The sequence below is a fragment of the Ruegeria sp. HKCCD6647-2 genome, from assembly GCF_057221075.1.
In genome coordinates, this window is sequence record NZ_JBWVBD010000001.1 from 976,817 (window position 1) to 1,003,366 (window position 26,550).

Annotated in this window: 25 protein-coding genes; 10 read left to right on the forward strand and 15 right to left on the reverse strand. The window is 56.9% G+C overall.

All coding sequences use genetic code 11. The annotated features are described in order from the left end of the window. The first annotated feature begins 138 nt into the window (after window positions 1-138). Both AC2TDJ_RS04760 and AC2TDJ_RS04765 read left to right on the forward strand, forming a co-directional pair. Window positions 139-1,356, forward strand: a complete 1,218-nt coding sequence (locus AC2TDJ_RS04760) for a serine hydrolase domain-containing protein (protein ID WP_480839732.1) — start codon at window positions 139-141, stop codon at window positions 1,354-1,356. Window positions 1,357-1,405: 49 nt separating this feature from the next. Then, on the forward strand, window positions 1,406-2,269 hold the full coding sequence (locus AC2TDJ_RS04765; RefSeq protein ID WP_480839734.1) for an acyl-CoA thioesterase: 864 nt from the start codon (window positions 1,406-1,408) through the stop codon (window positions 2,267-2,269). Between the two features lie 193 nt (window positions 2,270-2,462). Here the strand turns inward: AC2TDJ_RS04765 and AC2TDJ_RS04770 are convergent, their stop codons facing one another. Together AC2TDJ_RS04770 and AC2TDJ_RS04775 are read right to left on the reverse strand one after the other, a co-directional pair. Then, window positions 2,463-4,922, reverse strand: coding sequence for a CoA transferase (locus AC2TDJ_RS04770; RefSeq protein ID WP_480839736.1), 2,460 nt, complete (start codon window positions 4,920-4,922; stop codon window positions 2,463-2,465). Window positions 4,923-5,245: 323 nt separating this feature from the next. Further along, complete coding sequence (locus tag AC2TDJ_RS04775) at window positions 5,246-6,475, reverse strand: acyl-CoA dehydrogenase (protein ID WP_480839738.1); 1,230 nt, start codon at window positions 6,473-6,475, stop codon at window positions 5,246-5,248. 96 nt (window positions 6,476-6,571) lie between these two features. On the opposite strand from AC2TDJ_RS04775, the gene AC2TDJ_RS04780 reads away from it, so the two are divergent. Then, entirely contained in the window at window positions 6,572-7,483 is a 912-nt protein-coding gene (locus AC2TDJ_RS04780) for a LysR substrate-binding domain-containing protein (protein ID WP_480839740.1), read from the forward strand. Window positions 7,484-7,486: 3 nt separating this feature from the next. Here the strand turns inward: AC2TDJ_RS04780 and phoB are convergent, their stop codons facing one another. From phoB to AC2TDJ_RS04830, 10 genes are all read right to left on the reverse strand, one after another. Continuing rightward, window positions 7,487-8,176 (reverse strand): phosphate regulon transcriptional regulator PhoB, encoded by a 690-nt coding sequence (gene phoB, locus AC2TDJ_RS04785; protein ID WP_480839742.1) that lies wholly within the window; start codon window positions 8,174-8,176, stop codon window positions 7,487-7,489. Between the two features lie 11 nt (window positions 8,177-8,187). Next, window positions 8,188-8,889, reverse strand: a complete 702-nt coding sequence (gene phoU, locus AC2TDJ_RS04790) for a phosphate signaling complex protein PhoU (RefSeq protein ID WP_480839744.1) — start codon at window positions 8,887-8,889, stop codon at window positions 8,188-8,190. 16 nt (window positions 8,890-8,905) lie between these two features. Then, the gene (pstB, locus tag AC2TDJ_RS04795) at window positions 8,906-9,703 is read right to left on the reverse strand and encodes a phosphate ABC transporter ATP-binding protein PstB (RefSeq protein WP_480839746.1); all 798 of its coding nucleotides are present in this window, start codon (window positions 9,701-9,703) and stop codon (window positions 8,906-8,908) included. Window positions 9,704-9,717: 14 nt separating this feature from the next. Next, window positions 9,718-11,049 carry a phosphate ABC transporter permease PstA gene (pstA, locus tag AC2TDJ_RS04800; protein ID WP_480839748.1) on the reverse strand — a complete coding sequence of 444 codons (1,332 nt, stop codon included), beginning with the start codon at window positions 11,047-11,049 and terminating at the stop codon, window positions 9,718-9,720. Further along, entirely contained in the window at window positions 11,046-12,518 is a 1,473-nt protein-coding gene (gene pstC, locus AC2TDJ_RS04805) for a phosphate ABC transporter permease subunit PstC (RefSeq protein WP_480839750.1), read from the reverse strand. The genes pstA and pstC overlap by 4 nt, the downstream gene beginning before the upstream one ends. A gap of 93 nt (window positions 12,519-12,611) precedes the next feature. Then, entirely contained in the window at window positions 12,612-13,652 is a 1,041-nt protein-coding gene (locus AC2TDJ_RS04810) for a substrate-binding domain-containing protein (protein ID WP_480839752.1), read from the reverse strand. Between the two features lie 196 nt (window positions 13,653-13,848). After that, on the reverse strand, window positions 13,849-14,895 hold the full coding sequence (locus AC2TDJ_RS04815) for a sensor histidine kinase (RefSeq protein WP_480839754.1): 1,047 nt from the start codon (window positions 14,893-14,895) through the stop codon (window positions 13,849-13,851). A 17-nt stretch (window positions 14,896-14,912) separates the two neighbouring features. Continuing rightward, entirely contained in the window at window positions 14,913-15,446 is a 534-nt protein-coding gene (locus AC2TDJ_RS04820) for a gamma carbonic anhydrase family protein (RefSeq protein WP_480839756.1), read from the reverse strand. Beyond that, entirely contained in the window at window positions 15,443-16,084 is a 642-nt protein-coding gene (gene gmk, locus AC2TDJ_RS04825) for a guanylate kinase (protein ID WP_480839758.1), read from the reverse strand. The genes AC2TDJ_RS04820 and gmk overlap by 4 nt, the downstream gene beginning before the upstream one ends. A gap of 18 nt (window positions 16,085-16,102) precedes the next feature. Further along, window positions 16,103-16,981: a YicC/YloC family endoribonuclease gene (locus tag AC2TDJ_RS04830; RefSeq protein WP_480839760.1), complete on the reverse strand. Its 879-nt coding sequence runs from the start codon at window positions 16,979-16,981 to the stop codon at window positions 16,103-16,105. Window positions 16,982-17,238: 257 nt separating this feature from the next. Here AC2TDJ_RS04830 and AC2TDJ_RS04835 point away from each other — a divergent pair, with 257 nt between their 5' ends. Then, on the forward strand, window positions 17,239-17,913 hold the full coding sequence (locus AC2TDJ_RS04835) for a PAS domain-containing protein (RefSeq protein WP_480839761.1): 675 nt from the start codon (window positions 17,239-17,241) through the stop codon (window positions 17,911-17,913). A 68-nt stretch (window positions 17,914-17,981) separates the two neighbouring features. Here the strand turns inward: AC2TDJ_RS04835 and AC2TDJ_RS04840 are convergent, their stop codons facing one another. Next, window positions 17,982-19,352, reverse strand: a complete 1,371-nt coding sequence (locus tag AC2TDJ_RS04840) for a class II 3-deoxy-7-phosphoheptulonate synthase (RefSeq protein WP_480839763.1) — start codon at window positions 19,350-19,352, stop codon at window positions 17,982-17,984. Between the two features lie 169 nt (window positions 19,353-19,521). On the opposite strand from AC2TDJ_RS04840, the gene AC2TDJ_RS04845 reads away from it, so the two are divergent. Then, on the forward strand, window positions 19,522-20,526 hold the full coding sequence (locus AC2TDJ_RS04845) for a GlxA family transcriptional regulator (RefSeq protein WP_480839765.1): 1,005 nt from the start codon (window positions 19,522-19,524) through the stop codon (window positions 20,524-20,526). Here AC2TDJ_RS04845 and AC2TDJ_RS04850 read toward each other — a convergent pair. Next, window positions 20,523-21,620, reverse strand: coding sequence for a PQQ-dependent sugar dehydrogenase (locus AC2TDJ_RS04850; RefSeq protein ID WP_480840230.1), 1,098 nt, complete (start codon window positions 21,618-21,620; stop codon window positions 20,523-20,525). The genes AC2TDJ_RS04845 and AC2TDJ_RS04850 overlap by 4 nt on opposite strands. A gap of 152 nt (window positions 21,621-21,772) precedes the next feature. On the opposite strand from AC2TDJ_RS04850, the gene AC2TDJ_RS04855 reads away from it, so the two are divergent. The 4 genes from AC2TDJ_RS04855 to AC2TDJ_RS04870 all read left to right on the forward strand — a co-directional run bounded on the left by AC2TDJ_RS04855 (window position 21,773) and on the right by AC2TDJ_RS04870 (window position 25,160). Then, complete coding sequence (locus AC2TDJ_RS04855) at window positions 21,773-22,954, forward strand: ABC transporter substrate-binding protein (RefSeq protein ID WP_480839767.1); 1,182 nt, start codon at window positions 21,773-21,775, stop codon at window positions 22,952-22,954. Window positions 22,955-23,089: 135 nt separating this feature from the next. After that, a complete protein-coding gene (locus tag AC2TDJ_RS04860; RefSeq protein ID WP_480839769.1) occupies window positions 23,090-23,878 on the forward strand; it encodes an ABC transporter ATP-binding protein in 789 nt (262 codons plus the stop codon). A gap of 8 nt (window positions 23,879-23,886) precedes the next feature. Beyond that, window positions 23,887-24,717 carry an ABC transporter ATP-binding protein gene (locus AC2TDJ_RS04865; RefSeq protein ID WP_480840232.1) on the forward strand — a complete coding sequence of 277 codons (831 nt, stop codon included), beginning with the start codon at window positions 23,887-23,889 and terminating at the stop codon, window positions 24,715-24,717. A gap of 5 nt (window positions 24,718-24,722) precedes the next feature. Then, window positions 24,723-25,160: a hypothetical protein gene (locus tag AC2TDJ_RS04870; RefSeq protein WP_480839771.1), complete on the forward strand. Its 438-nt coding sequence runs from the start codon at window positions 24,723-24,725 to the stop codon at window positions 25,158-25,160. A gap of 125 nt (window positions 25,161-25,285) precedes the next feature. Here AC2TDJ_RS04870 and AC2TDJ_RS04875 read toward each other — a convergent pair whose 3' ends face one another. Beyond that, window positions 25,286-25,639, reverse strand: a complete 354-nt coding sequence (locus AC2TDJ_RS04875) for a hypothetical protein (RefSeq protein ID WP_480839773.1) — start codon at window positions 25,637-25,639, stop codon at window positions 25,286-25,288. A 424-nt stretch (window positions 25,640-26,063) separates the two neighbouring features. On the opposite strand from AC2TDJ_RS04875, the gene AC2TDJ_RS04880 reads away from it, so the two are divergent. Beyond that, a complete protein-coding gene (locus AC2TDJ_RS04880; RefSeq protein WP_480839775.1) occupies window positions 26,064-26,441 on the forward strand; it encodes a hypothetical protein in 378 nt (125 codons plus the stop codon). The last annotated feature ends 109 nt before the right edge of the window (window positions 26,442-26,550 follow it).

The following is a 26,550-nucleotide window of genomic DNA, read 5'->3' on the forward strand; positions in this document are numbered from 1 at the left end:
CCGAATCCACTCAATCTTTAGTTTAGCAGTCCATGGCGCGTCGATTCAGAGCTTTCCGTCAGAGGACGCGGTTTTTCGCTGTCGTTTACAAACACGTCGCGGCACTATCGGCGAAAAACATCACAGCGGAGCGAACACATGGGGTTTGACCCAACAGCACTGACGCATATTCGCAACTGGATGCACCGATATGTCGAGCAACGCAAATACGCGGGAAGTTCCCTTTTGGTGAAGCAAAACGGGCAGGAAGTAATTTTTAACAGCTGCGGCTGCCGCGACGTTGAAAACAACCTGCCATTTCAACGAAACACGCTTGTCAGGATCTATTCCATGACAAAACCTGTCACTTCGGTCGCTCTGATGATGCTTGCGGAACGCGGGCTGGTCCACTTGGATGCGCCCGTGTCCGAATTCATTCCTGAATTTCAATCCATGCAAGCGCTGGTTCCCGAAGCGACGCGTCTGGATCAAACTGAAAATGCGCCCACGCCAACCCTGCATCAATTGCTGACACATACAAGTGGCCTCAGTTATCCGTTCAATCCCGGTCTTCTTCCGCAGGAATTGGACGCGCTGGATCTGATTTTTTCACCAGACCAAGGGCCATTGGCCGACCGGGTTAAAGTGCTGTCGGCCCTGCCGCTGGCGTTCCAGCCCGGCACGCGCTGGGAGTATTCGGTGGGCATCGATGTCATAGGTCGCGTGATTGAGGTTGTGACAGGACAGTCACTTGATCAGTTCTTTGCAGAGCACATCTTCGAGCCACTGCAAATGCAGGAAACCGGGTTTTCTGTGCCGTCAGGGGCAGGGGACAGGTTTGCCTCGCTCTATACTCCGCTGGAAGGCGATGCCATGGCCTTGAACGCGGCGAAACAGGGTGGCGATACGTTACGGCTTGTCGACGCCGCCGGAGGTTCTCCGTTCGAACGCACGACGACGTTTTCCGGTGGAGGAGGATTGGTGAGTACGATCGATGACTACAGCCGGTTCGCCGAGATGTTGCGCAACAATGGAACTGAAAACGGTGTTCGTCTGCTGGGGGCCAAGACCGTAGAATATATGATGCGCAATCACTTACCGGGCGACATTGCCTCAATGGGACCACAGAGTTTTGCGGAACAACCGATGCAAGGAATCGGGTTTGGAATTGGCGGGTCTGTTGTCCTGAATCCGGGTCGACTGGGCGCGCCGTCTTCTGTTGGAGACTTCGCTTGGGGCGGCATGGCCTCGACCTTTTTCTGGATCGACCGGGTCAATGATCTGACAACCGTCTTTTTTACGCAGCTGTCACCCTCCAGCTCATACCCGTCGCGGGCCGAGCTCCGCTCGCTTGTTCTCGGTGCATTGGTTGAATGATGTGCGCGTCGTTGATACCTGAAACCGGCCTGACACCGGAGACGATTTGATGACCGAAGCCGAACGCATCCTGCTGGACCTGCTGAACATTGAGCGGCTGGAAGTAGACCTGTTTCGTGGAACCGGTTCAGGTGGTGAAACGCCCACAAGGATATTTGGAGGGCAGGTGGTCGCACAGGCCCTTGCAGCCGCCTACAGGACGGTCGAAGATCGTTTGTGCCATTCCTTGCACGCGTATTTCATCCGACCGGGTGATCCGGAAATACCCGTTATTTATCAGGTTGATAAAGCGCGAGACGGAGGTTCTTTTACAACCAGACGTGTCGTCGCCATTCAACATGGAAAGCAGATATTGAACATGTCCGCTTCATTCCACGTTCAGGACGATGGTTGGGACCATCAGCATCCGATGCCAGAGGTTTCGGCGCCGGAATACCATCCGTCGCGCGATGAGTTGCGTCAAAAGTATCTGGATCGGGTTCCTGACAAACTGCGGTCGGAACTGTTGCGCGAACGTCCGATCGAAGTTCGTGAAATTGAGCCTCTGGACGTTTTCAGGCCAGAAAAAACGGATGATCGTAACAGCCTCTGGTTTCGGATGGCCGCGGCAGATGAGGCCGATACAGTGACGCAGCATCTTCTTTTGGCCTATGCCTCGGACATGAGCTTGTTGAGCTCTGGCATGCGTCCGCACGGTCTCAGCTGGTTTTCCGGCGAAATAAACGGCGCCAGCCTGGATCATGCCATCTGGTTCCATGGGCCCGTGCAGTTTCAGAACTGGCATCTCTATACCATGGAGTCGCCGTGGACCGGGCGCGGTCGAAGTTACAATCGTGGTTCGATCTACACTCAGGATGGTACGTTGGTCGCATCCGTCGCGCAGGAAGGTTTGTTGCGACCGTCGCGAAAGTGAGATCAAGTGGCTTTTCTAAATGGCCGATAACAAGAGAAAAAACGGACTGAGATTGCTAGAGCATTTCTTTCAGTGACGAATACGGTGTAGGCAGCCGCATTGCACAATTACCATAATACCGATTATACGAATTATAGATCTGTTAAACGAGAGCACCATTCTGCCCCTTCACTACGTGTCGATGCCGTCCACTTTACTCTGGCAGGTATTTCTCAGACCAGCTTGTGGCGGCCGCGCCGCGACCGATCATTTGCTGAATTTGCGCTTCGTCGTAGCCGATCCTCTTCAGAATGTCCGTCGTATGCGCTCCATATTTGGGCATCGGGCTCGGAACTGTGATCCGGCCGCTGGTCGGACGAACAGCATTGGGCGCGACCAGATCGCACCAACGACCCATTGGATGCTGATCGTGGCGAATGACCCGGAATGTGTCCTTCGCAATGTCGATGTCTCCCGCGCTTTCAAGCTGCAAGGCTCGGTCACGCGTTTCGTGAAGCGAAGCCAACGGAACCACGGTGCTTGAACCGCCGAAAACCCGTTGCCAGTGGGACAGCGGCTTCTGCCGAAACCGATCCGCCAGCGCGCCGTGCAGATCTTCTGTGGTCAAATCGGCAAGATCGGCGAGTTCCGAAACAGCGGCCAAAGCCGCCGGCCCGTCCGCCGGTGCGGCAAAGAACATCCACTGATCCGCAGCCTCGTAACAATGATAGAACGGCCCCCATCCCAAAGCGTCGCGCCCCGAGGGTTCGCCAAACGGTTCACGACCTTCGTAGTCATACATGAACTGCGCCTGAATAAGGTTGCCTGCACCCGCCAGGGACGCCCGAGCAACACCACCCTTCCCCGTTTTCCGCAGTCGCAAGAGCGCTCCGCCAAGCGCAACGCAGGCGCAGAATCCGGTCAGCACGTCAATCGTTCCAAAATGCGCGTGCTCTTCCGGGGTTTCCATTCCGCCCCCGAACCGGACCATCACGCCGGTCGCGGCTTGCGCCAGATCGTCATAACCAAGGTGGTCCGATTTCGGCCCGCGCTTTGGCCCACCGAAAGCATCCAGTTGAACAAGGATGAGTTTCGGGTTAATCGCCGCCAAGCGATCCGGTGACAGGCCGAGTTTGTCGCGCTGTTCGTCCGTTCCGTTCAATGTGATGACGTCGGCCTCGGCGATCAGTTTGGCCAATGCCGCCTGCCCTTCGTCGCTGCGCAGATTCAGAAGAATGCTTTCCTTGCCGCGTTGTGCGTGAATCCCAAATACAATTGTGTTCCACGGATCCACCGAAGGCTCGACCGGCTGTACAAGCGTGACATTTGCCCCAAAGCGCGCCAGCGTCGATCCAATGGTCGGGCCCGCGATCACGTTGGTCAGGTCCAGCACTTTCACTCCGTCCAGCCAGCCGCTTTTTCCTGAAACATTTCCGCTGCGCGGCGCATCCGCCAATACCGCTTTCAAATCAGCAGATTGTGGCCCGGTTTTTTCAGTCGCACCCTCGTCGCTTGCCAGCCATGCGACATTGCCCATCTGGCGCATTTTGCCGTGGCGCTCATCCTCGACCCGCAGCACCAGACCCGAGGCCAGCGCATGAGGATCAGACAACCACTCTTGTGTAAACCGCTGCACGGTAGCCGGTGCTTTGGCCGTTCCGAACAGCTCTTCCCATTCATGCGACGGTCGGGTCAGAAAAGCGTCCTTCATGGCCGATGAAACGCGCGCCCGGTCGGACGCACCGACCGGGTAATTTCGCATTGACCATTCCGCGGGCCAGTCTTTGGTATCCAGATAGGCCGAGAAATCCGGCAGTTCATCTGCCAACTCCTTAAGGCCCAGCGTTTCCAGCACCCGCCGTGGATGTGTGGCAACCGAACCCGACACCACATAAAAGCCGCGCCCGTCGGCACAGGTATAAGTGCGATAGAACGGATCAAGGAATTCAGACAATTCGTCGAATTTCAGGTTCAAAGGCAGACCTTCGGCCGCGCGCCGATCCAATTCCACCTCACGCGGGGACTTGTAACGCTCGGGGTAGTCTTCGATCTGCTCGCAATTGTAGATCAGCCCTTCAAGCAAAGCCGAGGCGAGCGGAACTTCGATATGGTCGCCTCCGTTTCGGTCGCGTGCGTTCAGGGCAAACAAGACTGACATGGCGCCGAAACTGGCACCGTAGGCCGAGGCCAATGTCAGCGGTGTGAAGGACGGGTTGATCCCCATCAACCGCCGGTTCAGCCCCATATCCGTGAATTGCCCGGTATAGGCGGCGATGACCGCCTCCCACGCAGGCAATCCGGCCAGCACGGGATCGGTCGAGGCAAAACCGGGTAACGACAGATAGACCAGTTGATCATTTGCGGCGCGCAGAGTGCCGGGCCCCAAACCCAGACGATCCATGACGCCAGGGCGAAAATTCTCGATCACAACGTCAGAGCGTTTGGCCAGTTCGACCGCCGTTTGGCGCCCGGCTGAAGACTTGAGATCAAGCGTTAAAACTTTTTTGCCGCGCGAAATCATGTCGAAGGCAGGATCGTCAAAGGCCGGGCCATTGGGCGGATCGATACGGATGACCTCGGCCCCCATGTCTGCCAGCATCATGCCCACCAGAGGACCGGCCAGATAGTGACCGAAGTCGAGAACGCGGATGTGAGACAAGGGTCGTTCTGACATTTTGGACCTGCGCTAATTTTTCCGAGTGGAGAGCAAAATTTGTGAAGCCTGAAACCAGAGATTCCATCGGGACACTGAAATAAAATTGATGGCCTCACAATCAAAATTTGAAAGAACGAATGACATGGCTAATTTTTGGAACGCTCAACGCGCGTTCAACTGCTCTCGCGCAACGAAGAAGCTTGGGGTCGGACACTGCAATGTCAAACACGCAGCATCCGACCAAGGCATCCTGACGGACACATGCGTCGCCAGGAAAGCAGACGGTAGGACCGCCTTGCCCTATAAGCGTCGGATCAGTTGGGTTACAACTTTGACCGGTCTCAATAAAAGGCCTGCAACCCGGTTTGCGCACGCCCCAGGATCAGAGCGTGCACATCGTGCGTGCCTTCGTAGGTGTTAACGGTTTCAAGGTTGATCATATGTCGGACGACCTGAAACTCTAACGAAATACCATTGCCGCCGTGCATGTCACGCGCCATCCGAGCGATTTCCAGCGCCTTGCCGCAATTGTTGCGTTTGACAATCGAAATCATCTCTGGCGCGGCCTCGGCTTGATCCATCAGTCGACCAACACGCAGGCTGGCCTGCAACCCCAAAGCGATCTCAGTCTGCATGTCCGCCAGCTTTTTCTGGTAGAGCTGCGTCTGCGCAAGCGGCCGGTTGAACTGCTTTCGGTCCAGACCGTACTGGCGTGCGGCGTGCCAACAGCTTTCTGCAGCCCCCATGGTTCCCCAGCTGATTCCATAGCGGGCGCGGTTCAGACAACCAAACGGACCTTTGAGGCCCTGTACGTGGGGCAGCAAAGCGTCCTCGCCCACCTCGACACCGTCCAGAACGATCTCACCGGTGATCGAAGCGCGCAGGCTCAACTTGTTTTCGATCTTCGGGGCGCTCAGACCTTTGGTCCCTTTGTCTAAAACAAAGCCGCGGATTTTTCCGTCATGTGCATCAGACTTGGCCCAGACGATGAAAACATCGGCAATCGGGGCATTCGAGATCCACATCTTGGTGCCCGTCAGGCGGTATCCGCCGTCGATTTTCTCGGCACGTGTTTTCATTCCGGCAGGATCTGAACCGGCGTCCGGTTCGGTCAGCCCAAAGCAACCGATCCATTCGCCGCTGGCAAGTTTCGGCAGGTATTTCCGGCGCTGTTCCTCGTTGCCGTAGGCATAAATCGGATACATGACCAGCGAGCTTTGGACAGACATCATCGAACGATAGCCGGAATCCACACGCTCAACCTCGCGTGCGACAAGGCCATACGCGACGTATCCGGCACCGATGCCTCCGTATTCTTCAGGCAATGTTGTACCCAGCAACCCCATCTCACCCATTTCGCGGAAGATTTCGGGGTCAGTTTCTTCGTTCTGAAACGCTTCGGTGACGCGGGGTTGCAGCTTCTCCTGTGCATAGCTGCGTGCGCTTTCCGCAATCAGTCGTTCGTCTTCTTCCAACTGATCGGTCAGGCGGAAGGGATCGTCCCACGCAAAGGCCCCCAAATCGGGTGCATCCTTGGCGCGCAGGGTTGGTTTGGTGTCGGGGGCATTCATGAGATTTCTCCGCTGAGACAGTTTTCCTAAATCTAATCTGAGTTTCTTGCAAAAAACAGCGAGACATTTGCAAGTTTTCATGACTAAAACGCATAGATGAAACCGCGCCGACTTACATTGCCACCAATTTCTGCCCTGCGTGCACTTGAAGCCCTGGATCGTTTGGGTTCGGCCTCGGCGGTTGCCGAGGAGATGGCGCTGACCCAAAGCGCGGTCAGCCGGCAACTGCAAACACTCGAGGCACAGCTGGGCGCAGAGCTGGTGCGACGAGACCGCAAGCGTCTGTCCCTCACGCAAGCCGGACAGGACTATGTTCAGGAAATCCGTCCCGCCCTGTCTCAGATTGCGCAGGCGGCAATGAAGCTGCACGTCGCACCCGCCGGGGGAATGGTGAACCTTGCCATATTGCCGACGTTCGGGATGCGTTGGCTCGTGCCCCGCCTGCCCGATTTTGCGCGACTGCATCCGGACATCACGATCAACATGACGACCCGGCTGCGACCATTCAGCTTTGCCGCCGAACCCTTTGACGCAGCGTTGCATTTTGGTGAACCCGATTGGCCCGGAACGGATCGTTTGCTTTTGCAGGTCGAACGTGTCGTTCCCGTGTGTTCACCAGAGTTGCTGCCTCAAGGTGCTCCTAAGTCGCCCGATGACCTGTTGAAACTGCCTTTGCTGCACATTCAGACACGACCACGCGCCTGGCAAGACTGGTTTCGTCAGTTGGGAGTCGCACATCCCGATCCCCTGCCCGGTACAGTGCATGACCAGTTCACGACGATCAATCAGGCAGCGCTGCATGGTCTGGGAGTAGCACTGCTGCCGAACTATCTGGTTGAACAGGATCTGGCGACAGGAAACCTGATCGCTGCATTTTCCGACAGTGTCGAGACACTTGGCGCCTATTATCTGGTCTGGCCCCGGGAGAAGTCCGAGGACACAGCATTGCGGCACTTCAGGCACTGGCTCGCCTCGCAGGCGCAGAGCGAAGAGACCCTGCCCCGTTGATCCTTAGCCCAGTGCGTATCCGGCACCGCGAACTGTGCGAACGGGATCTTCGCCGCCATGCTGTGTCAATGCCTTGCGAAGACGCCCGATATGTACGTCGACAGTGCGGGTATCAACATAGATGTCCCGCCCCCAAACGCGGTCCAAAAGCTGTTCACGGCTCCAGACGCGGCCCGGTTTTTCCATGAATGTGCTCAGCAACCGGAATTCCGTTGGCCCAAGCTTAAGCGGCTTGTTGTTGCGGCTGACTTTGTGCGTTTCAGAATCGAGGATTATGTCGTCGAATTCCAGTCGAATGCCGACCGTTGCAGGGCGCACCCGACGCAACTGGGTACGCACCCGCGCCATCAGTTCCACGACCGAGTACGGCTTGACGACATAGTCGTCAGCCCCTGTTTCCAACCCGCGGACCTTGTCGACCTCTTCGCTGCGCGCCGACAACATGATGATCGGGATCGACCGCGTGTCCGGGCGGGTCTTCAATCGGCGGCAAACTTCGATCCCGCTGAGGTTTGGCATCATCCAGTCAAGGACAATTATGTCAGGGCTGTCCTCATCCACCAGCAACAGCGCTTCATCCCCGCTGGCCGCCTTGGATACGCGAAAACCTTCCGCTTCGAGGTTGTACGCAAGCACCTCGCGCTGGGCCAGTTCATCCTCGACAACCAGCACCGTAGGTTGATCAACGGACATTGTCTTGCCTCCTAGGCGGTTTGCGACGTTGTATCGGCTTTGGGTCGGCCCTCGGTCGGGCGTTCGCCCGTGACGAGGTATACGACCTGCTCGGCAATGGCCGTTACGTGATCGCCCATGCGTTCGATGTTCTTCGCAATAAAGTGCAGATGCATACACGAAGATATATTGCGCGGGTCCTCGGCCATGAAGGTCAGAAACTCGCGGAACAGGCCATTGTACATCTGATCCACTTCTTCGTCGCGCTCAATCACGTCGCGGGCCAGTTCTTCGTCGCGCTGAATATAGGCGTCCAGAGCATCGCGAAGCATGAGTTCCACTTCGCGCGCCATGCGGCGCAGTGCGGCAGCGCTGCCATTGATTTCGCCGGAGTTAACCAGAACGGTGGTGCGTTTGGCGATGTTCTTGGAATAGTCGCCGATACGTTCCAGATTGGCGGAAACTTTCAGGACCGACAGAACCAGCCGCAGGTCACTCGCCGTCGGCGCACGCAATGCGATCAGCCGAGCGGTTTCCTCGTTGATGATATCTTCCAGCGCATCGATGGCCTTGTCGCCCTGACGGACCTCTTGTGCGAGTTCTTCGTCTCGCATTTCCAGTGACCGGGCCGCGCTCATGATGGCGGCCTCGACCAGACCGCCCATTTTCATGATATGTGCCTGAATGGCTTCGAGGTCCCGGTCGAAAACGGATGCAATATGTTGTTCGGTCATGTCCAAATACCTGTGCTCAGCCGATCCGGCCTGTAATGTAGCTTTCCGTGCGCGGATCTTCAGGGTTGGTGAAAATCTGGCCCGTTTCACCGAATTCAACCAGGTTGCCCAAATGGAAGAATGCAGTCTTCTGGCTGACGCGCGCCGCCTGTTGCATCGAGTGGGTGACGATCACCACAGAATATCGCTCGCGCAGCTCGTCGATCAGTTCCTCGACCTGCGCCGTCGCGATCGGGTCAAGCGCCGAACAGGGTTCGTCCATCAGCAGGACCTCGGGTTCGGTCGCCACGGCACGGGCGATACACAAACGCTGCTGCTGCCCACCCGACAGGCCGGTTCCGGGGGCATCGAGACGGTCCTTGACCTCGTCCCAGATCGCGCCGCGACGCAGGGACTTTTCGACGATTTCATCCAGCTCCGCCTTGTTCTTGGCAAGACCGTGAATGCGCGGTCCATAAGCTACGTTGTCGTAGATCGACTTGGGAAACGGGTTGGGTTTCTGGAACACCATTCCGACCTTGGCGCGCAACTGAACCGGGTCGACTCGCTTGTCATAGATGTCTTCGCCATCCAGTTTGAACGACCCCTCGACACGGGCAACGTCAATGGTGTCGTTCATCCGGTTCAAACACCGCAGGAACGTCGACTTGCCGCAACCGGACGGGCCGATGAAAGCGGTAACAGTTTTGTCTTCGATGTCGACATTCACATCTTTGATGGCGTGGGTGTCACCGTAGTAGACTTGGCAGTCACGGCACTCCAACTTGATTTCCTTGGTGTCCACTTCTCTCTCCACTCGCGACATGTCGTTCATTGTTATAGCTCCATTTACCAGCGGCGTTCAAAGCGGCGGCGAAGGATGATTGCGATGATATTCATGGAGAGCAGGAAGATCAGAAGAATGATGATCCCGCCCCAGGCTTTCTCGTAGAAACCTACATCCGCACGCGCGGCCCAGGTATAGATCTGAGCAGGCATGGCCGAGTTCGGCTCGGTAAAGCCCGCGAGGAACCCATCGGGATAGCCGCGGGCCACGAAACCCACCATGCCGATCAGCAGCAGCGGTGCGGTTTCACCGAGCGCCTGGGCCAGGCCAATGATGGTGCCGGTCAGAATCCCCGGCGCAGCCAGTGGCAGCACGTGGTGGAACACGGCCTGCATCTTCGAGGCCCCTACCCCCAATGCCGCATCGCGAATCGATGGCGGAACCGCCTTGAGCGACGCGCGGGTCGAGATGATGATTGTTGGCAACGTCATCAGCGTCAGAACCAGACCGCCGACCAATGGCGCAGACTGTGGTAAGTGCATGAACTGGATGAAGACCGCGAGGCCGAGGATACCGAATACAATTGACGGCACGGCGGCGAGGTTCGAAATGTTCACCTCGATCAGATCCGTGAACCTGTTCTGCGGCGCGAATTCCTCAAGATAGATCGACGCGGCGACGCCGATGGGCAACGACAGGCCCAGAACCACCAACATCATGAAGAACGAGCCGACAACCGATGCCCCGATTCCCGCACCGCCGGGGTTGTCCACGCCCGAGTCCGCGCCTGTGATGAAAGGCCAGTTGAACACTTGCTTGATGATGCCTGCCTCTTCCAGTGCGTCCACCAGATCCAGATCGCTGAGCTGAAGGAAACGACTGTCCTGCAAAGTATCGCGCGAAACGCGACCCTTGAAGTATCCGTCAACGCGGCTGGACGCGGTCAGATCAAACTCGATGGGTTCGCCCAACTTATCCGGGTTGTCGGCATAAAAGGTCCGGATCGTGCCGCCAACTTTACCCAGAAGACGTTCGATGGCGGCTTCATCGAAATCGACGCTGATCCCACGTTCCGCCAATTCGCCGTTCAGTTCGGAGATGAAAAGGTCGGAGTAAGCTTTGGTCTTGAACAACGTGCCTTCGGCTTCATCGCGCTGAGCTTCGGTCAACGTGAAATCCACGCTGACAACCGTCCGCTGAAAAGCCGGAAGGCCTTGCGACAGGATTGAGGCAAACAGAACGATCAGGAAGAACAGGCCGGTCGCAATCGCCATAATACCGTAGGCGCGAAAGCGCTTTTCCGCGTTGGCGCGCTTTTTTGTGTGCGCATCGCTGGCAGTCAGCGAGACCGAGTGGCGACCTGTTTCGGGGCTTTGCATGCTGGCGTCGGTCATTCGTACTGCTCCCGATACTTACGCACGATGTAAAGGGCGAAGATGTTGAGCCCCAGCGTGAGGATAAAAAGTGTCATTCCAAGCGCAAAAGCGACAAGCGCTTCGGGTGATGCGAAATCCGCGTCCCCGGTCAACTGGCTGACGATTTTTGCGGTGACGGTGGTCATGGCTTCGAACGGGTTCAGGCTGAGGCGCGCGGCGGCACCAGCCCCCAGAACCACAATCATTGTCTCACCAATGGCGCGCGATGCTGCCAGCAGGATCGCACCGACGATCCCGGGCAGTGCTGCCGGTAGCACGACCTGACGGATGGTTTCCGACTGCGTCGCCCCCAGCCCGTACGAGCCGTCGCGCATAGCCTGAGGCACCGCGTTGATGATGTCGTCCGACAGAGACGACACAAACGGGATCAGCATGATGCCCATGACAAGACCCGCTGTCATTACGGCCGTGCCCGCTTTCATCCAGCCCAGTCCGCCATCGCCGAACACGCCCAGTAAAAGCGGGCCAACGGTCAGCAGGGCAAAGAGGCCATAAACGATGGTGGGAATACCGGCCAGCACCTCCAACAGTGGCTTTGCGAAAGAACGGACGCGGGCCGACGCGTATTCGCTCAGGTAGATGGCGGCGAACAGTCCGATGGGAACAGCCACCAAAAGAGCAACCAGCGAGATATAGAACGTACCCCAAAGCAGTGGAATGATGCCCAGAGCGGAAGATCCGCCACGTCCCGAGAAACTGGGCGCCCATGTCGTTCCGAAAAAGAAATCCGACGCAGGATAAAGCTTGAAGAATTCCCACGTGTTGAAGACCAGCGACAGAACGATACCGACGGTAGTCAGAATTGCGATCGATGCAGCGGCCAGCAAAAGAACGCTGACCCCCTGCTCCACAACGTTGCGGGCACGATATTCCGAATGTGTTTGAAACCAACTGAATGCGGCACCAGCCAGCGCGACCAGGATTACTGCGACCGTCATGATCGAGTAACCGGTGGAATTCATGATCCGATAACGTTGCGCTGCGCGCAGCACCGGCTGGGTGATGTCCGAGGTCACGACCTGCCCCGCGTCCTTGAGGCGCTGGGTCATGTCCGTGAAATCGGCGCGTGCGTTCCGTGCCAGATCCTCGGTCAATTGCCCTTGTGCAACTGCGTTGTCCAGACCCCTGGCTGCACGGCGGATTTCGGCCATGACCAGGCTGCGGGACGAGCCGTCTTTAATGGCCGAATCCGGGATCATCCCGGATATCTGCGAGTTAACGAAAAGCGGTTGCACCAACAACCAGACAACCAGAAGACCAAATGCCGGTACAACCGTTTTCAGCACGACGTTCGCGCCGTAAAACGACGGAAGCGAATGCAGATCCCGACTGTCCCCTCCGGCGCTTTGAAGAGCGCGTGCCCGACCTAATACATAACCGAAAGCTGCGATCGCCAGAACGATCAGAATGAGCCAAAGTATCGGCATGACACCCCCATTTGGTCTCGATTGGGAAATTCAGAAACACAAGTTGGGGGCGACACCAAATGCCGCCCCCGGTACTTCAGACCAAAGGCGGGATTAGCTGCCCGAACCCATGGTCTCTTCATTGGCAATGGCTTCCTGAGTTTTTGCCAGCTCAGGATCAGCAACCAGACCATAGTTGGCCAGCGGGCCTGAACCACCAGCGATTTCGTCAGCGACGAAGAACTGAGCGTATTCTTTCAGGCCGGGGATCACGCCGATGTGTGCCTTCTTGACGTAGAAGAACAGCGGACGCGAAACCGGATACTCACCCGACGCGATGGTCTCGGTCGAAGGTGCGACGCCACCCATGGTGGCCACTTTCAGCTTGTCGGTATTGTTCTCGTAGAACGCCAGTCCAAACACGCCGATGCCGTTCGGGTTGGTGTCGATACGCGCCAGGGTTTCGGTGTAGTCGCCGTCGATGTCGACCGACTTGCCGTCCGCACGCACGTCCAGGCAGGCGTCTTCGGCGTCATCTTCACTCATGCCGCCAGAGATCATGGCTTCCATGGCACCGGTCGATTCACAACCAGCCAGCAGAACCTTGTCTTCGAACACTTCACGGGTGCCGTGCTTGGTGCCCGGGATGAACATGGCGATTTCAACATCCGGCAGGTCGCCGTTGAACTCGGCCCAGCTGTTGTAGCTGTTGTCGACCAGCGCCCCGTCCTTCATGACTTTTGCGCCAATGGCGTTGTAGATGTCAGCCGGCTGGAATGCGGTGAAAGCAGGACCCGACTGCTGGCTGGCGAACACGATGCCGTCATAGCCGATGCGCACTTCCATGATGTCGGTCACACCGTTTTCGGCGCAGGCTTTGATTTCTTTTTCGCGGATCGCACGCGATGCGTTTGCAACGTCGATAGTGTTCTCGCCAACGCCTTCGCAGAAACGTTTCAGACCGGCCGACGAGCCGCCCGATTCGACAACCGGTGTCGGGAAGTCGGTGTTTTCACCGAACAGTTCCGCAACGATCGAGGCATACGGCAGAACGGTCGACGAACCGGCAACCTGGACATTGTCACGAGCTGCAGCAGTGGTCGCCGAGACGGCAGCGATTGCCAGCGCAGATGCCGACAGTTTTACAAAGGACATTTCAGTCTCCCTGAAAAAGATAAGATATGATCACCCCCATGATGATCTTGCCGGCACCCCTAAGTACCGCGCGTAAGCCTTTTGTGACACATACGTAACGGTTTTATGACAACTCAAGTTTTTCTTAGGATTTCTTAACTTGACGATACGTAAAGTGAGCGCCGACACCAAAGTCGCGAGGTCGGGTCAACCGATCTCAGCGTGGCAAAATCACTGTAAAGACGGAACCTTTTCCAAGATCGCTCTCGACCCGCAGACGACCCCGGTGGCGATTGACGATATGCTTCACGATTGCAAGCCCCAACCCTGTACCACCCAGTTCCCGGGATCTGTGGCTGTCCGCCCGATAGAATCGTTCCGTCAATCTGGGAAGATGCACGGCATCAATACCCGGCCCCTTATCCACAATTTGAACCCGAACCGACGGTCCACGCATCGCTGTGTCACGTTCCGAAGGTAGAATGTTGACCGTTACACTCTCGCCGCTGCCGCCGTATTTGATCGCATTTTCAATAAGATTGGTGAAAACCTGACGCAACTGGTCGCTATCACCCGTGACTGAAACCGGTTCGGGCGGCGCATTCAGCGTCATGGTGACCGCTGCATCGTCGGCCAGAGGGCGAAGGGAGTTCAGTGTGGATTCCAGCAAGGCCGTAAGTTCAAGCTGTTCGGTTGGGCGAACGCGCTCCTGGCTTTCCACGCGGTTCAGGGACAACAAGTCGCCAACCAGACGGTTCATCCGGTTGGCTTCGTCCGTCATGATTTGAAGAAACCGGTCCCGGGCATTGACGTCATCGCGGGCCGGACCCCGCAGCGTCTCGATGAATCCCATCAAGGCGGTCAGAGGTGTGCGCAATTCGTGACTGACGTTGGCGACAAAGTCGCGACGCATCTGGCCGGCCTGCTCCAGATGGGTGACGTCTTGGAATACCACCAGAACCGCGCCGCCAGAAACGGCACCTACGCCATTCAGGTATCGACATTCCACCTGAAATGTCGTGTCCTGCGCGCCATCATTGGACAGATGACGGGTTTTGGCAGGGCCCTTGGACCGCAGGCTTTGTTCCATGGCTTCGATCACCTGCGGCTGTCGCAGGATCGTGGCGTAGTGACGCCCCTCGATATTCTGACCGAGCAGCGTTTTGGCGTCCGTATTGGCAGCGATGATCCGCTCTGTCTGATCCACCAGCAAAGCAGGCATCGGTACGGCTGAAACGAATTCGCCAATCAGGTCTTGGGACATCTGGGGCCTATCCGGCGTTAACTGCCTAGTGAAACCGGTTTGAGTGTTTCGCGAAATTTGCGCATGTTTTCCTGATAGTGCAGCGCGCTGAGCGTGAGCTTTTGCGCGGCCGCTTCGTCCAGCTGACGGACGACCTTTCCAGGAGATCCCATGACCAGCGAATTGTCGGGGATCACTTTTCCTTCAGTTATCAGGGCTCCTGCCCCGATCAGACAGTTGCGCCCGATTTTCGCGCCGTTCAGAACGATGGCTCCCATACCGATCAAGCTGTTGTCGCCGATTGTACATCCATGCAACATGACCTTGTGCCCGATCGTGCAATCCCGACCAATTGTTAATGGATAGCCTGCATCGATATGCATGACGCAGTCTTCCTGAACGTTACTGCCCGCACCCACCCGAATCTCTTCGTGGTCGGCGCGAATGGTGCTGCCAAACCAGACCGAGGCCCCCTGCTCCAACACGACCTTGCCTATCAGGTTGGCGTCAGGCGCCACCCAAGTGTCTTCGTGGATCTGTGGCGTATCTTCACCCAGAGCGTAAATGGTCATGACAGCCCCTCGAACTCGGTCTGCAATGTGCGGATGTGATGTTGCAGGCGCGGCTGCTGAATACGCCGCATCCGCTCGGCGCTGACGATGGTTTTCAGCTTCTCTTCTGTCATGTCCAGATCATCATTGATCAGGACATAGTCGTAATATCCCCAATGGCTGATCTCGTCCCAGCTTTTCAGCATTCTCTTTGCAATCACGTCTTCGCTGTCCTGACCGCGGCCTTCCAAACGGCGGCGCAGTTCCCGGATCGACGGCGGAAGGATGAAGATCGAAAGCGCGTGTTTGCCCAGATCCGAATTACGGATCTGAACCTCGCCCTGCCAGTCCACATCGAACAGAACGTCCCGGCCCTGGTTGATTGAGTCGAGCACAGGTTCGGCGGGAGACCCGTAGAAATTTCCGAACACATGGGCGTGTTCCAGCATCTGACCATCCGCGACCTGTTGTTTGAAAGAGTCCTCGGACAAGAAGTAGTATTCGCGACCGTGCTCTTCCCCCGGTCGCGGCGCACGGGTTGTAGCCGAGATCGAGAACTCCAACTCGCTATCCCATTGCATCAGCCGTCGGGCCAGCGTGGATTTGCCCGCGCCCGAAGGTGAGGACAAAATGATTAAGAGACCTCGGCGATCCGCCATGTTTCTGGTTCCCGTCTGTTATTCTACGTTCTGCACTTGCTCGCGCATCTGATCAATGACCGCCTTCAGTTCCAACCCGACCGCCGTCAGTTCGGCATTCTGGGACTTGGAGCACAGGGTATTGGCCTCGCGATTGAATTCCTGGGTCAGGAAATCCAGTTTGCGCCCCACCGGGCCTTCTTCGGCCAGCAAATTTCGCGCCGTTGTGACATGCGCGGCCAGCCTGTCGATCTCCTCGGTGATGTCGGCCTTGACCGCGATCAAAGCCAGCTCCTGCGCGACACGTTCGGGATCAGCACCCTGTGCGTTGTCCAAAACACGCGCCAGATTTTCACGCAACGCTTTCGCCATATCATCGCGACGTCTCTCGGCCAACCCTGCCGCCTGGTCGGTCAGGTCGGCAATGCGATCCAGCTGTGTTTGCAGGATTTCCGCCAATGCCTGCCCTTCGGTGCGGCGCATGGCCAGAAAGTCGGATATTAACCCGCGAAAATCACTGGTCAGTTGCGCGACGATGGGTGCCGCTTCGTCTTCGTCAGAACCGTTATCCATCATGCCTTTGAGAACCAGCAGGTCACTGGCACGCGATTGTGCCAAAGTCACGCCCTGCTCGGCAGCCATGGATTCGGTCTGGGCCAAGGCAGCCAGCGCCGCCTGCATGGCAGCACTGTTCAATCTTATGTCCGACGAAGTTTCTTCCCGGTTTACACGCAGCGACAGGGTGATGTTTCCGCGACCGACGGCCTTGGACAGTTCTGCCCGCAGAGCGGCTTCGAGCCCTGTTAGCCAATCCGGAACACGCAGGCGCATATCCAGGCCCTTGCCGTTGACGCTGCGCAGCTCCCACGTCCAGCTGTGTGGGCCTAGCGCGCCTTTGCCCGAAGCGAACCCAGTCATGGATTTGATCATGCCTGCCCTTTCAATCCTCTGACGCGTTTCGCGCGCCTGCCGCACCTAATGCCATCGACCGCCCCGGGGCAAGACCTTGCTTATTCTTGACTTCATCCGGCAAAGTTAACCATTCGTTAAAGAATTCCTCCAAAATTGTCTTAACCCGTGCCAATCTTCCGGTCGCAACGGCTGGTGTATCGCTGTGGTGCCTATTACACGGCATTTTAGATAAATCGCGAGTGATTGATGTTAGGGTGATGAAAATGAAAACCTTTTTCGGGACCGGTTCCGGCTCAAGTTTTGGAAAGATCGTTGCAATGGATCGCTTTGACAGCGGGCGCAGCCTGTCCCCCATACGTCAGGCCGAGGCATACTGGACCGCACTGCTGACCGGAGATGGGGTGCCGAAGCGATCACAAATCGATCCGCGCGGATTGGAGAATATTCTTGAATACACGTTTATTCTGGAACGCATTGCACCAGGTCTTGCCCGGTTTCGCCTTGCGGGCAGTCATCTGAATAAACTGGCGGGAATGGAAGTCCGTGGGATGCCTCTGACATCCTTTTTCGAACCGGAAGCGCGGGAAGAGGTCACGTTGCAACTGGAACGGGTTTTTGCCGCCCCCGCCGTAACCGAGCTGGGCATGGTTTCAAAAGGCAAGATGGGTCGTGCACACCTGCAAGCCCGCATGATCCTTCTGCCGCTGAAAAGCGACCTTGGCGATGTCAGCCGGGTCTTGGGTGTCATGATCAGCGATGGCGCAATCGGGACAACGCCACGACGGTTCACGATCACGGACAGCCGGGTGCGCAAGATTGCTGATCTTCAGGTGCCTCCACAGGTTTCCCCGGAAAAGGCGATGGGCTTTGCCGAAGATCAGGAGCCTCTTCATCCGTCCAAAAGTCATCTGAGACTGGTCTCTTCCCGCGAGGATTAAGTTCGCACAACAAAAAACGGCGGGCTCAAGACCCGCCGCTTTGTTTCAAGAGTTTCTGACAAGTGCACTCAGCTTGCAGCGCGTTTCTTCCGATCGCGGCGCAAATTGGTCAGTTCTTCAGCAACCAGGAACGCCAGCTCCAGCGATTGCGTGGCGTTCAGACGCGGATCGCAGGCCGTGTGGTAACGGTCGGACAGGTCTTCTTCGGTCACAGCACGAACTCCACCGGTACATTCAGTAACGTCCAGACCGGTCATTTCGAAATGCACACCGCCAGGAATGGTGCCTTCGGCCTGATGTACGCCAAAGAAATCACGAACCTCGCGCAGAACGGATTCGAACGGGCGCGTTTTGTATCCGGTCGCCGATTTGATCGTGTTGCCGTGCATCGGATCGCAAACCCAGGTCACCTTGGCGCCTTCTTCTTTCACGGTTTTGATCAGGCGCGGCAAATGTTCACTTGCCTTCCCTGCACCGAACCGGGCGATCAGGGTCAGGCGACCTTCTTCGTTTTCCGGGTTCAGTTTGGACATCAGAACCTTGAGATCCTCGGCTGTCGTCGTTGGACCGCATTTCAAGCCAATCGGGTTCAGGACGCCGCGGCAGAATTCGACATGCGCACCATCCGGCTGACGTGTGCGATCCCCGATCCAGATCATGTGACCAGAGCCAGCCAGCCAATTGCCCGACGTGGAATCGAGGCGCGTCAGTGCCTCTTCATATTCCAGCAACAAGCTTTCGTGACTGGTGTAGAATTCCACGGTCGAGAATTCGTGGGTGGTGTCGGCGGTAATCCCGGCCGCGCCCATGAAGTCGATGGTGTCCTGAATCCGATCCGCAATCTCGGAATATTTCTGAACGTCCTGCTCATCGGTAAATCCAAGTGTCCAGGAATGCACGCGGCTCATATCGGCAAAACCACCGGTCGAGAACGCGCGCAGCAGGTTCAGCGTTGCCGCCGCCTGAGTGTAGGCTTGCAACATCTTTTCTGGGTTCGGAATCCGCGCCTCGGGTGTGAAGGCCAGTTCGTTGATAATGTCGCCGCGGTAGCTGGGCAGTTCCACGCCATCCACCACTTCGGTCGGTGCGCTGCGTGGCTTTGCGAATTGCCCGGCCATACGTCCGACCTTGACCACCGGCACCTTGGCGCCGTAGGTCAGAACCATCGCCATCTGCAACATCACCTTGAAGGTGTCACGGATTGCGTCAGCGCTGAATTGATCGAAGCTTTCAGCGCAATCGCCCCCCTGCAACAGGAATGCTTCACCGCGCCCTGCGGCACCCAGATGCTGCTTGAGGCGACGCGCCTCGCCCGCGAAAACCAGCGGGGGATACTGAGAAAGCTTTGCCTCAACCTTGGCCAGTGCGGCCGGGTCGGTATATTCGGGCATCTGAACGCGAGGCTTGTTGCGCCAGTTCGTTTTTTGCCACTCGGTCATTGCTTTGATCTCCGCTGAGGTATTTCAGGGGGTCTCTATACAAAATGCAATGAAGAGTGGCCATATCCCATTTGCGCCTCTTGACGCCGGAAACAAGCTTTGAGCATGGTGGCTGGCAATTCCGCCGGCTCAAAAAGGTCGGCCGGCACCGAATCAAGGACAGTTCGCCATGCAAGAGCAACGCCAAGTTGTCACCGTGGATAGCAATTCCACTAAGCCGAACAATTTTGTTTTTGTTCTGCTGGATAAGTTTTCCCTTCTGTCCTTTGCGTCGGCCCTTGATAGCCTGCGCATCGCCAACCGAATGTCTGATCGGGAACTCTATACCTGGACGCTGGCCGGTGAAGGAGGTGAATTGGTTCATTGCTCCGCCGGTACGACATTCAAACTCGATTGTGACTTGTCCGAACTGCAACGTGACGAAGTGATTCTGGTGTGCGGCGGGGTCGACGTTCAGGCCGCGACGACCAAACGTGTCCTGAACTGGTTGCGCCGCGAGGCACGCAAGGGCCTGAAAATCGGGGGACTGTGTACCGCTGCCTATACACTGGCCAAGGCTGGTCTGCTGGAGGGCAAACGCGCGACCATCCACTGGGAAAACTCGGACAGTTTTGCCGAAGAGTTCGACACCGTCGAACTGACCAAATCGGTATTTCAGATCGACGGCAACAGGATGACCACTGCGGGCGGGACATCCTCGATAGATTTGATGCTAAAACTGATTGCCGAGGACTACGGTGAGGATCTGGCGAATGCGGTGGCGGATCAGATGATCTATTCCTCGATCCGCACGGATCAGGACACACAGCGCCTGTCCACGCCCACGCGCATCGGGGTACGCCATCCCAAGCTTAGCCAGGTCATTCTGATGATGGAAAAGAACATCGAGGAACCGATCTCTCCCTCGATCCTGGCCAAGGACGTCGGCATGTCGACGCGGCAACTCGAGCGACTGTTCCGCCGCTATCTGAGCCGCTCGCCCAAGCGCTATTATATGGAACTGCGCCTGCACAAAGCTCGCAACCTACTGATGCAGACGGACATGAGCGTGATCAACGTGGCACTGGCCTGCGGATTCGCCAGCCCCTCGCATTTCTCGAAATGCTACCGGGCACACTACAACACCACGCCCTATCGCGAGCGCGGCGCACAAGGCGGTCGGCTGTCGGTCTAACGGGTCGGCGTCATTCTGTAGATCGCCCCGTTTCCTACTGAAATGAACCAAATGGCCCCGTCAGGTGCTTCCACGATATCCCTGACACGCTCGGTTTCAGGGCCTTGGATCTGTTCAACTTCGCGCAGCGGCGTTCCTTCGAGCCGTGAAATGTAATCAAACTTCAGGGAACCGACAAAAATGTCCCCTTTCCATTCCGGCCACAGCTTGCCGGAATACACCAATAATCCAGACGGTGCGATGGAAGGGTCCCAATAATGCTCGGGTTGTTCCATGCCCGGTTTCGTAGTGCCCTCGCCGATTTTCTGACCAGAGTAATGGACGCCGTAGGAGATGACCGGCCATCCGTAATTCTTTCCTGACTGTACCAGATTCACTTCGTCGCCGCCTCTCGCACCATGCTCTGAAATCCATAGTTGACCGCGCGCGTCGAGTCCTGCTCCTTGCGGATTTCGGTGCCCAAACGACCAGATTTCGGGGCGTACGCCACTTTCGCCGACAAATGGATTATCGGCAGGCACCGTTCCATCCCGGTTCACTCGGATGACAGCGCCTATGTGATTGGTCCGGTCCTGAGCACTGGGCCGATCGCCTCTGTCACCTATCGTCAGGAACAGGGTGCCGTCATTTGCCTCAACCACGCGAGAGCCAAAATGGCGGCCTCCCGATCCGCCGGGAAGCGCCTCGAATATCACGCGCAGATTGGTCAGACGATCACCGCTTTCCGACAAACGGGCGACAGCAAGCGCGGTTCCGGCCCCGCCCTTCTGTCGCTTGGAAAAAGTCAGAAAAATCTCTCGTGAGCGCACAAAGTCGCGCGCAACAGTGACGTCCAGCAAACCACCCTGCCCGTTCGTCACGACTTTTGGCACGCCTTTGACGCGTTTTGACTGCCCGTCCGCAATATAGAGGAGCTCTCCATCGCGCTCCGTGACGAGAAAAGAACTGTCCGGCAATATTCCGATGGCCCAAGGCGTATCCAGTCCACTGACGAGCGTTGTCACCGTGACGGGGCCAGCTGAGGTCTGTATCTGATCTGCGGAAACCACACTGGACGACAAGAGAAATGCCAGAAAAAAACCAAGCCTGAGCATCCGAAACCTCCGCTTACGTGGATCGCCTTTGGTCGAGAAAACAAGATAGCGCATACCTGCGAAAGCCAACTTTTCGTTAGGACTTTTCTTTTCCGAACAGCTTGCCTAGGGTCGTGCCCAGAACGAATACGTTCATAACAGGGAGTAACCTTATGAAAAAGCTGCTTACTGCGACTGCAGCAACCGCTCTGCTGGCCGGAACCGCAATGGCCGAGGATGTGACACTGGGCGTTCTGTTCGGCTTCACCGGCCCAATCGAATCGCTTTCCCCAGCCATGGGCTCGGGTGCCGAGCTGGCGATGGCCGAGGTCACCGAATCCGGCAAGCTGCTGGATGGCGCCAAAGTCACCGCATCACGCGCCGACACCGGCTGTATCGACAACGGTCTGGCCACGTCGAACGGCGAACGCATGATTGCTGACGGCGTTGCTGGCATCATCGGTGGTGACTGCTCGGGCGTGACCGGTGCGATCCTGCAGAACGTTGCGATCCCGAACGGTATGGTCATGATCTCGCCTTCCGCGACTTCTCCTGGCCTGTCGACCATGGAGGACAACGGCCTGTTCTTCCGCACCGCCCCGTCGGACGCGCGTGAAGGTCAGGTGATGGCGGACATCCTGAATGACCGTGGCATCAGCTCGATTGCGCTGACCTACACCAACAATGACTATGGCAAGGGTCTGGCGGATGCGATCCAGTCCTCGTTCGAAGCATCAGGTGGTGAAGTGACCATCGTTGCAGCGCACGAAGACGGCAAGGCCGACTACTCGGCCGAAGTTGGCGCGCTGGCCTCGGCCGGTGGCGACATTCTGGTTGTTGCGGGCTATCTGGACCAGGGCGGTCTGGGCATCATCCAGTCGGCGCTGGACAGCGGTGCGTTTGACACGTTCGGTCTGCCCGGTGGCATGATCGGCGACTCGCTTCCCGCAAACGTTGGTCCGGACCTGAACGGCTCGTTCGGTCAGATTGCCGGCTCGGGCGGTGAAGGTGCCGAGAAGTACTTTGCAATGGCCGAGGAAGCGGGCTTTGACGGCTCGTCCCCTTATTCGCCTGAATCCTATGATGCTGCTGCCCTGTTCATGCTGGCGATGCAAGCTGCTGGATCGACGAACCCTGCTGATTATGGCGGTAAAATCATGGACGTCGCCAACGCACCAGGTGAAAAGATCTATCCGGGTGAGTTGGCGAAAGGCCTGGAACTGCTGGCCGCAGGTCAGGACATCGACTATGTCGGCGCGTCCGGTGTCGAGCTGATCGGCCCCGGTGAAAGCGCGGGTTCGTACCGCGAGATCGAAGTGACCGACGGCGAAAACAAAACCGTCAATTTCCGTTGATTTCGGACACCAAATTCTAAAACCAAGCAGCCCGGGCCTTGTGTCCGGGCTGTTTCGATGACACAAACCCGCACCCCTGATGAAGGGGCATGGGGACAACTAAAAAGCGCTACTTTCAGGTGGCCAGGGGAACACATGATCGTCGTCGAAGACGTGCATAAGCATTTCGGCGGTTTTCACGCGGTGGACGGGGCATCGCTGGAAATCGAAAAAGGTTCGATTACTGGCCTGATCGGGCCGAACGGGGCCGGAAAAACCACTCTGTTCAATGTGATCGCGGGTGTTCTGCCGCCGACAAGCGGCAAGGTTTTCATGGACGGTGAAAACATCACAGGCCTGCCGCCGCATGACTTGTTTCACAAAGGCCTGCTGCGCACATTCCAGATCGCGCACGAATTCTCCTCGATGTCCTGCCGCGAGAATCTGATGATGGTGCCCGGTGCGCAGTCGGGGGAATCGCTTTGGAACACCTGGTTTGGCCGCAAGCGAATCGCAGACGAAGAACGCGCCTTGCGCGCCAAGGCCGATGAGGTGTTGGAGTTCCTGACCATCGAACATCTTGCCGACCACAAGGCGGGTCAGGTCTCGGGCGGGCAGAAGAAACTGCTGGAACTGGGCCGCACCATGATGGTCGACGCCAAGATCGTGTTTCTGGACGAGGTGGGCGCGGGTGTGAACCGCACCCTGCTGATGACCATCGCTGATACAATCCTGCGACTGAACAAGGAACGCGGCTATACCTTTGTCGTGATCGAACATGACATGGATTTCATCGGCAAGATCTGCGACCCGGTCATCTGTATGGCCGAGGGCAAGGTTCTGGCCGAGGGCACTTTGGACGAAATCAAGGCCAACGAACACGTGATCGAGGCCTATCTGGGCACCGGCCTGAAGAACAAAGACAAGCTGGAGGCCCAAACATGACCGCTGGCATGAGCGACAACCCCTATCAGGACGACAAGGGCAACAAAGACGCCTCGATCACCAACACCCATGGTGTCGGGACCATGACACCGGCGCACAAGAAAAGCGGTAAGACGCATTATGTCGGCGGCGGTCCTTTCCTGATCGGTGACACCATGACCGGAGGATATGGCAAGGGCCCCGACATCCTGCACGATTGCACCATCGCCGTGGACAAGGGTGAGATAGCCGTGATCGTCGGCCCCAACGGCGCGGGAAAATCAACCGCGATGAAAGCTGTGTTCGGGATGCTGGACGTGCGCGCCGGATCGGTGCGGCTGGATGGCGAGGACATCACCAACCTGTCCCCACAGGACCGGGTGATGAAGGGTATGGGTTTCGTGCCACAGACCCAGAACATCTTTACCTCGATGACAGTCGAGGAAAACCTTGAAATGGGCGCCTTCATCCGCCGCGACGACATCGGCCAGACCATGGAGCAGGTCTATGACCTCTTCCCCATTCTGCGCGATAAACGCAATCAGGCGGCCGGAGAGTTGTCGGGCGGTCAACGCCAACAGGTCGCCGTCGGACGCGCGCTGATGACACAGCCCAAGGTGCTGATGCTGGACGAACCGACCGCCGGGGTCTCGCCTATCGTGATGGACGAGCTTTTCGACCGGATCATCGAGGTCTCTCGCACCGGTCTGCCGATCCTGATGGTCGAACAAAACGCCCGTCAAGCGCTGGAGATCGCGGACAAGGGGTATGTGTTGGTGCAGGGGCGGAATGCCTACAGCGGCACGGGCAAGGAATTGTTGGCTGACCCGGAGGTGCGGAAGAGTTTCTTGGGGGGATGAGGAACTTGAGAGCAATCCTGACAGTTTTCCTTTTTGTTTTGGGCGCTATAGCGTCCCAAAATTCCGTAGCTGCATCGGAAATTGAACTTCACGAACTCTATTTTTGCACACTTACTGATACCACATCAGCTGGTGGTAACCCTACGAAACCGGTTGCAATGGCGGACTATACCCCTTTCGGCCTTAGCCGTATGTCGCGCCCAGGAGAATCCAACCGGTTCGGCTTCGGATCCACGACGACCAACTCAATTGGAATTGGACAACTACAAGAAGATGGACGTTGGTTAATTGGAAACTGGAGTGAGCAGCAACAAACCGAACCGAAGATTACCTTAGTGACCTTCTTTCCTGACAAAGATATTTTGGTATCTGTCTACGCTGGTCCGGACGCACATGTAACTTTTGGAGGCTTGTGCGAACCGCGGGAATTGCCAGAAGATTGAGATCGGTTGCCTTGTAGCCAACTGGGATTTTCAGCGAGTTCGTCGCGCACGCCGAACTCGCATTTGTTCTGGCTGCTCGCCTATCGCCTTCTATCTACTTTGAAGTTTCGCACCTTGCTCCGACATCAGAATACCGGATCGCCGCATTGCCCGAAATCATTGCTGGCATGCGGGCCTTTGATGGACATATCGTAGTTCCGATCCTCGAAATCAACGACAAAGGTCACAACGTCCTTGTCCATGATGTGCAGGAAGGTCAGTGAGTTTAGCCCCGCGATAATCGTCGCCTCTCCCTTGATCTCATCCGTGACAATGAACCCTTTGTCGGACGCGCCGGATCGCGCCAGGGTCACTGCGCCACCATTGCTGTCCGACACGCAATTGACAACAAAATCCGCCCCGTTCAACGGATCACTCGTTGCCGATTGCGCCATCACCGGCATGGTCGCACACAGTATCAGAGCTGCGTAAAACTTCATGTGGAACCTCTTTCCTGTTTCTGCGCCCCCACGCTTCAAAACAAGTCAACGAGTAACTCAAAGATTTCAATGGGCTGCACGGAGACCTTCACTTGTTCTTGAGGCTGAGTGAAAAAGCGTGTTCGTCGGGTCGATGTTTTTTCATGACCGTGTCTCGCCAGTGCACTGATGGTCGAAAGTGACGTAAAAAAGGCAATCATTACTTTTCTCCCGCGGAACCTAAATCGTGTCAGTATTAAACCGTTCAATCTCAGAGCGTTACTTTGAAATACCCGCGCATACGAAAATTCGACCGCTTCTGATTTCCGCCCACCATCAGCTTAATTCTTGCCATTTTCCACGCCTACTCACACCGAGCGAACGACGAGAATCCAGACGGGATTCTCGACATATTTCGGGCCATTACCCCTTTAGGAGACACAATATGAAATATCTGGCAGTGCTTGCCGCCATCGTCCTGCCCGCAACCGCGCAGGCCGTTTCGCAAGACCCCGCGCAAGGTGAAACAGTTTACGAGTGCCAGATTACCGAGACATGCAAGACCAGTGGATGCACGCCACTCGAACCCGGCCAGCAAGTCACGTTGAAACGGCGTGAAGGTCAATCCAAGGGCGCGCTTTTGGTCGACAACCAAGAGCATGAGGTGCTCGTTTACCCCAGCCTGGGCGCTCAGGAATTCCTTCAGGTTCTTAAAGGTGGCAGCGTCGGTTACACAGTGAATACCGACTCTGGCCAACTTGCGATCCGGGCAACGGGTGCGAAGCAGCGGAATGAACGCGGTAACTGCACGATTTCCCAATAGTTCCCAATAAGCCGCCCAGATTCGCGCAAAAAAGCAGAATCGGCGCGCCGCGCCCCGGAGGTTTGTGCCCGGCCTCCGGGGGTCGTTTTTTCTACCCGGCAACATGGGC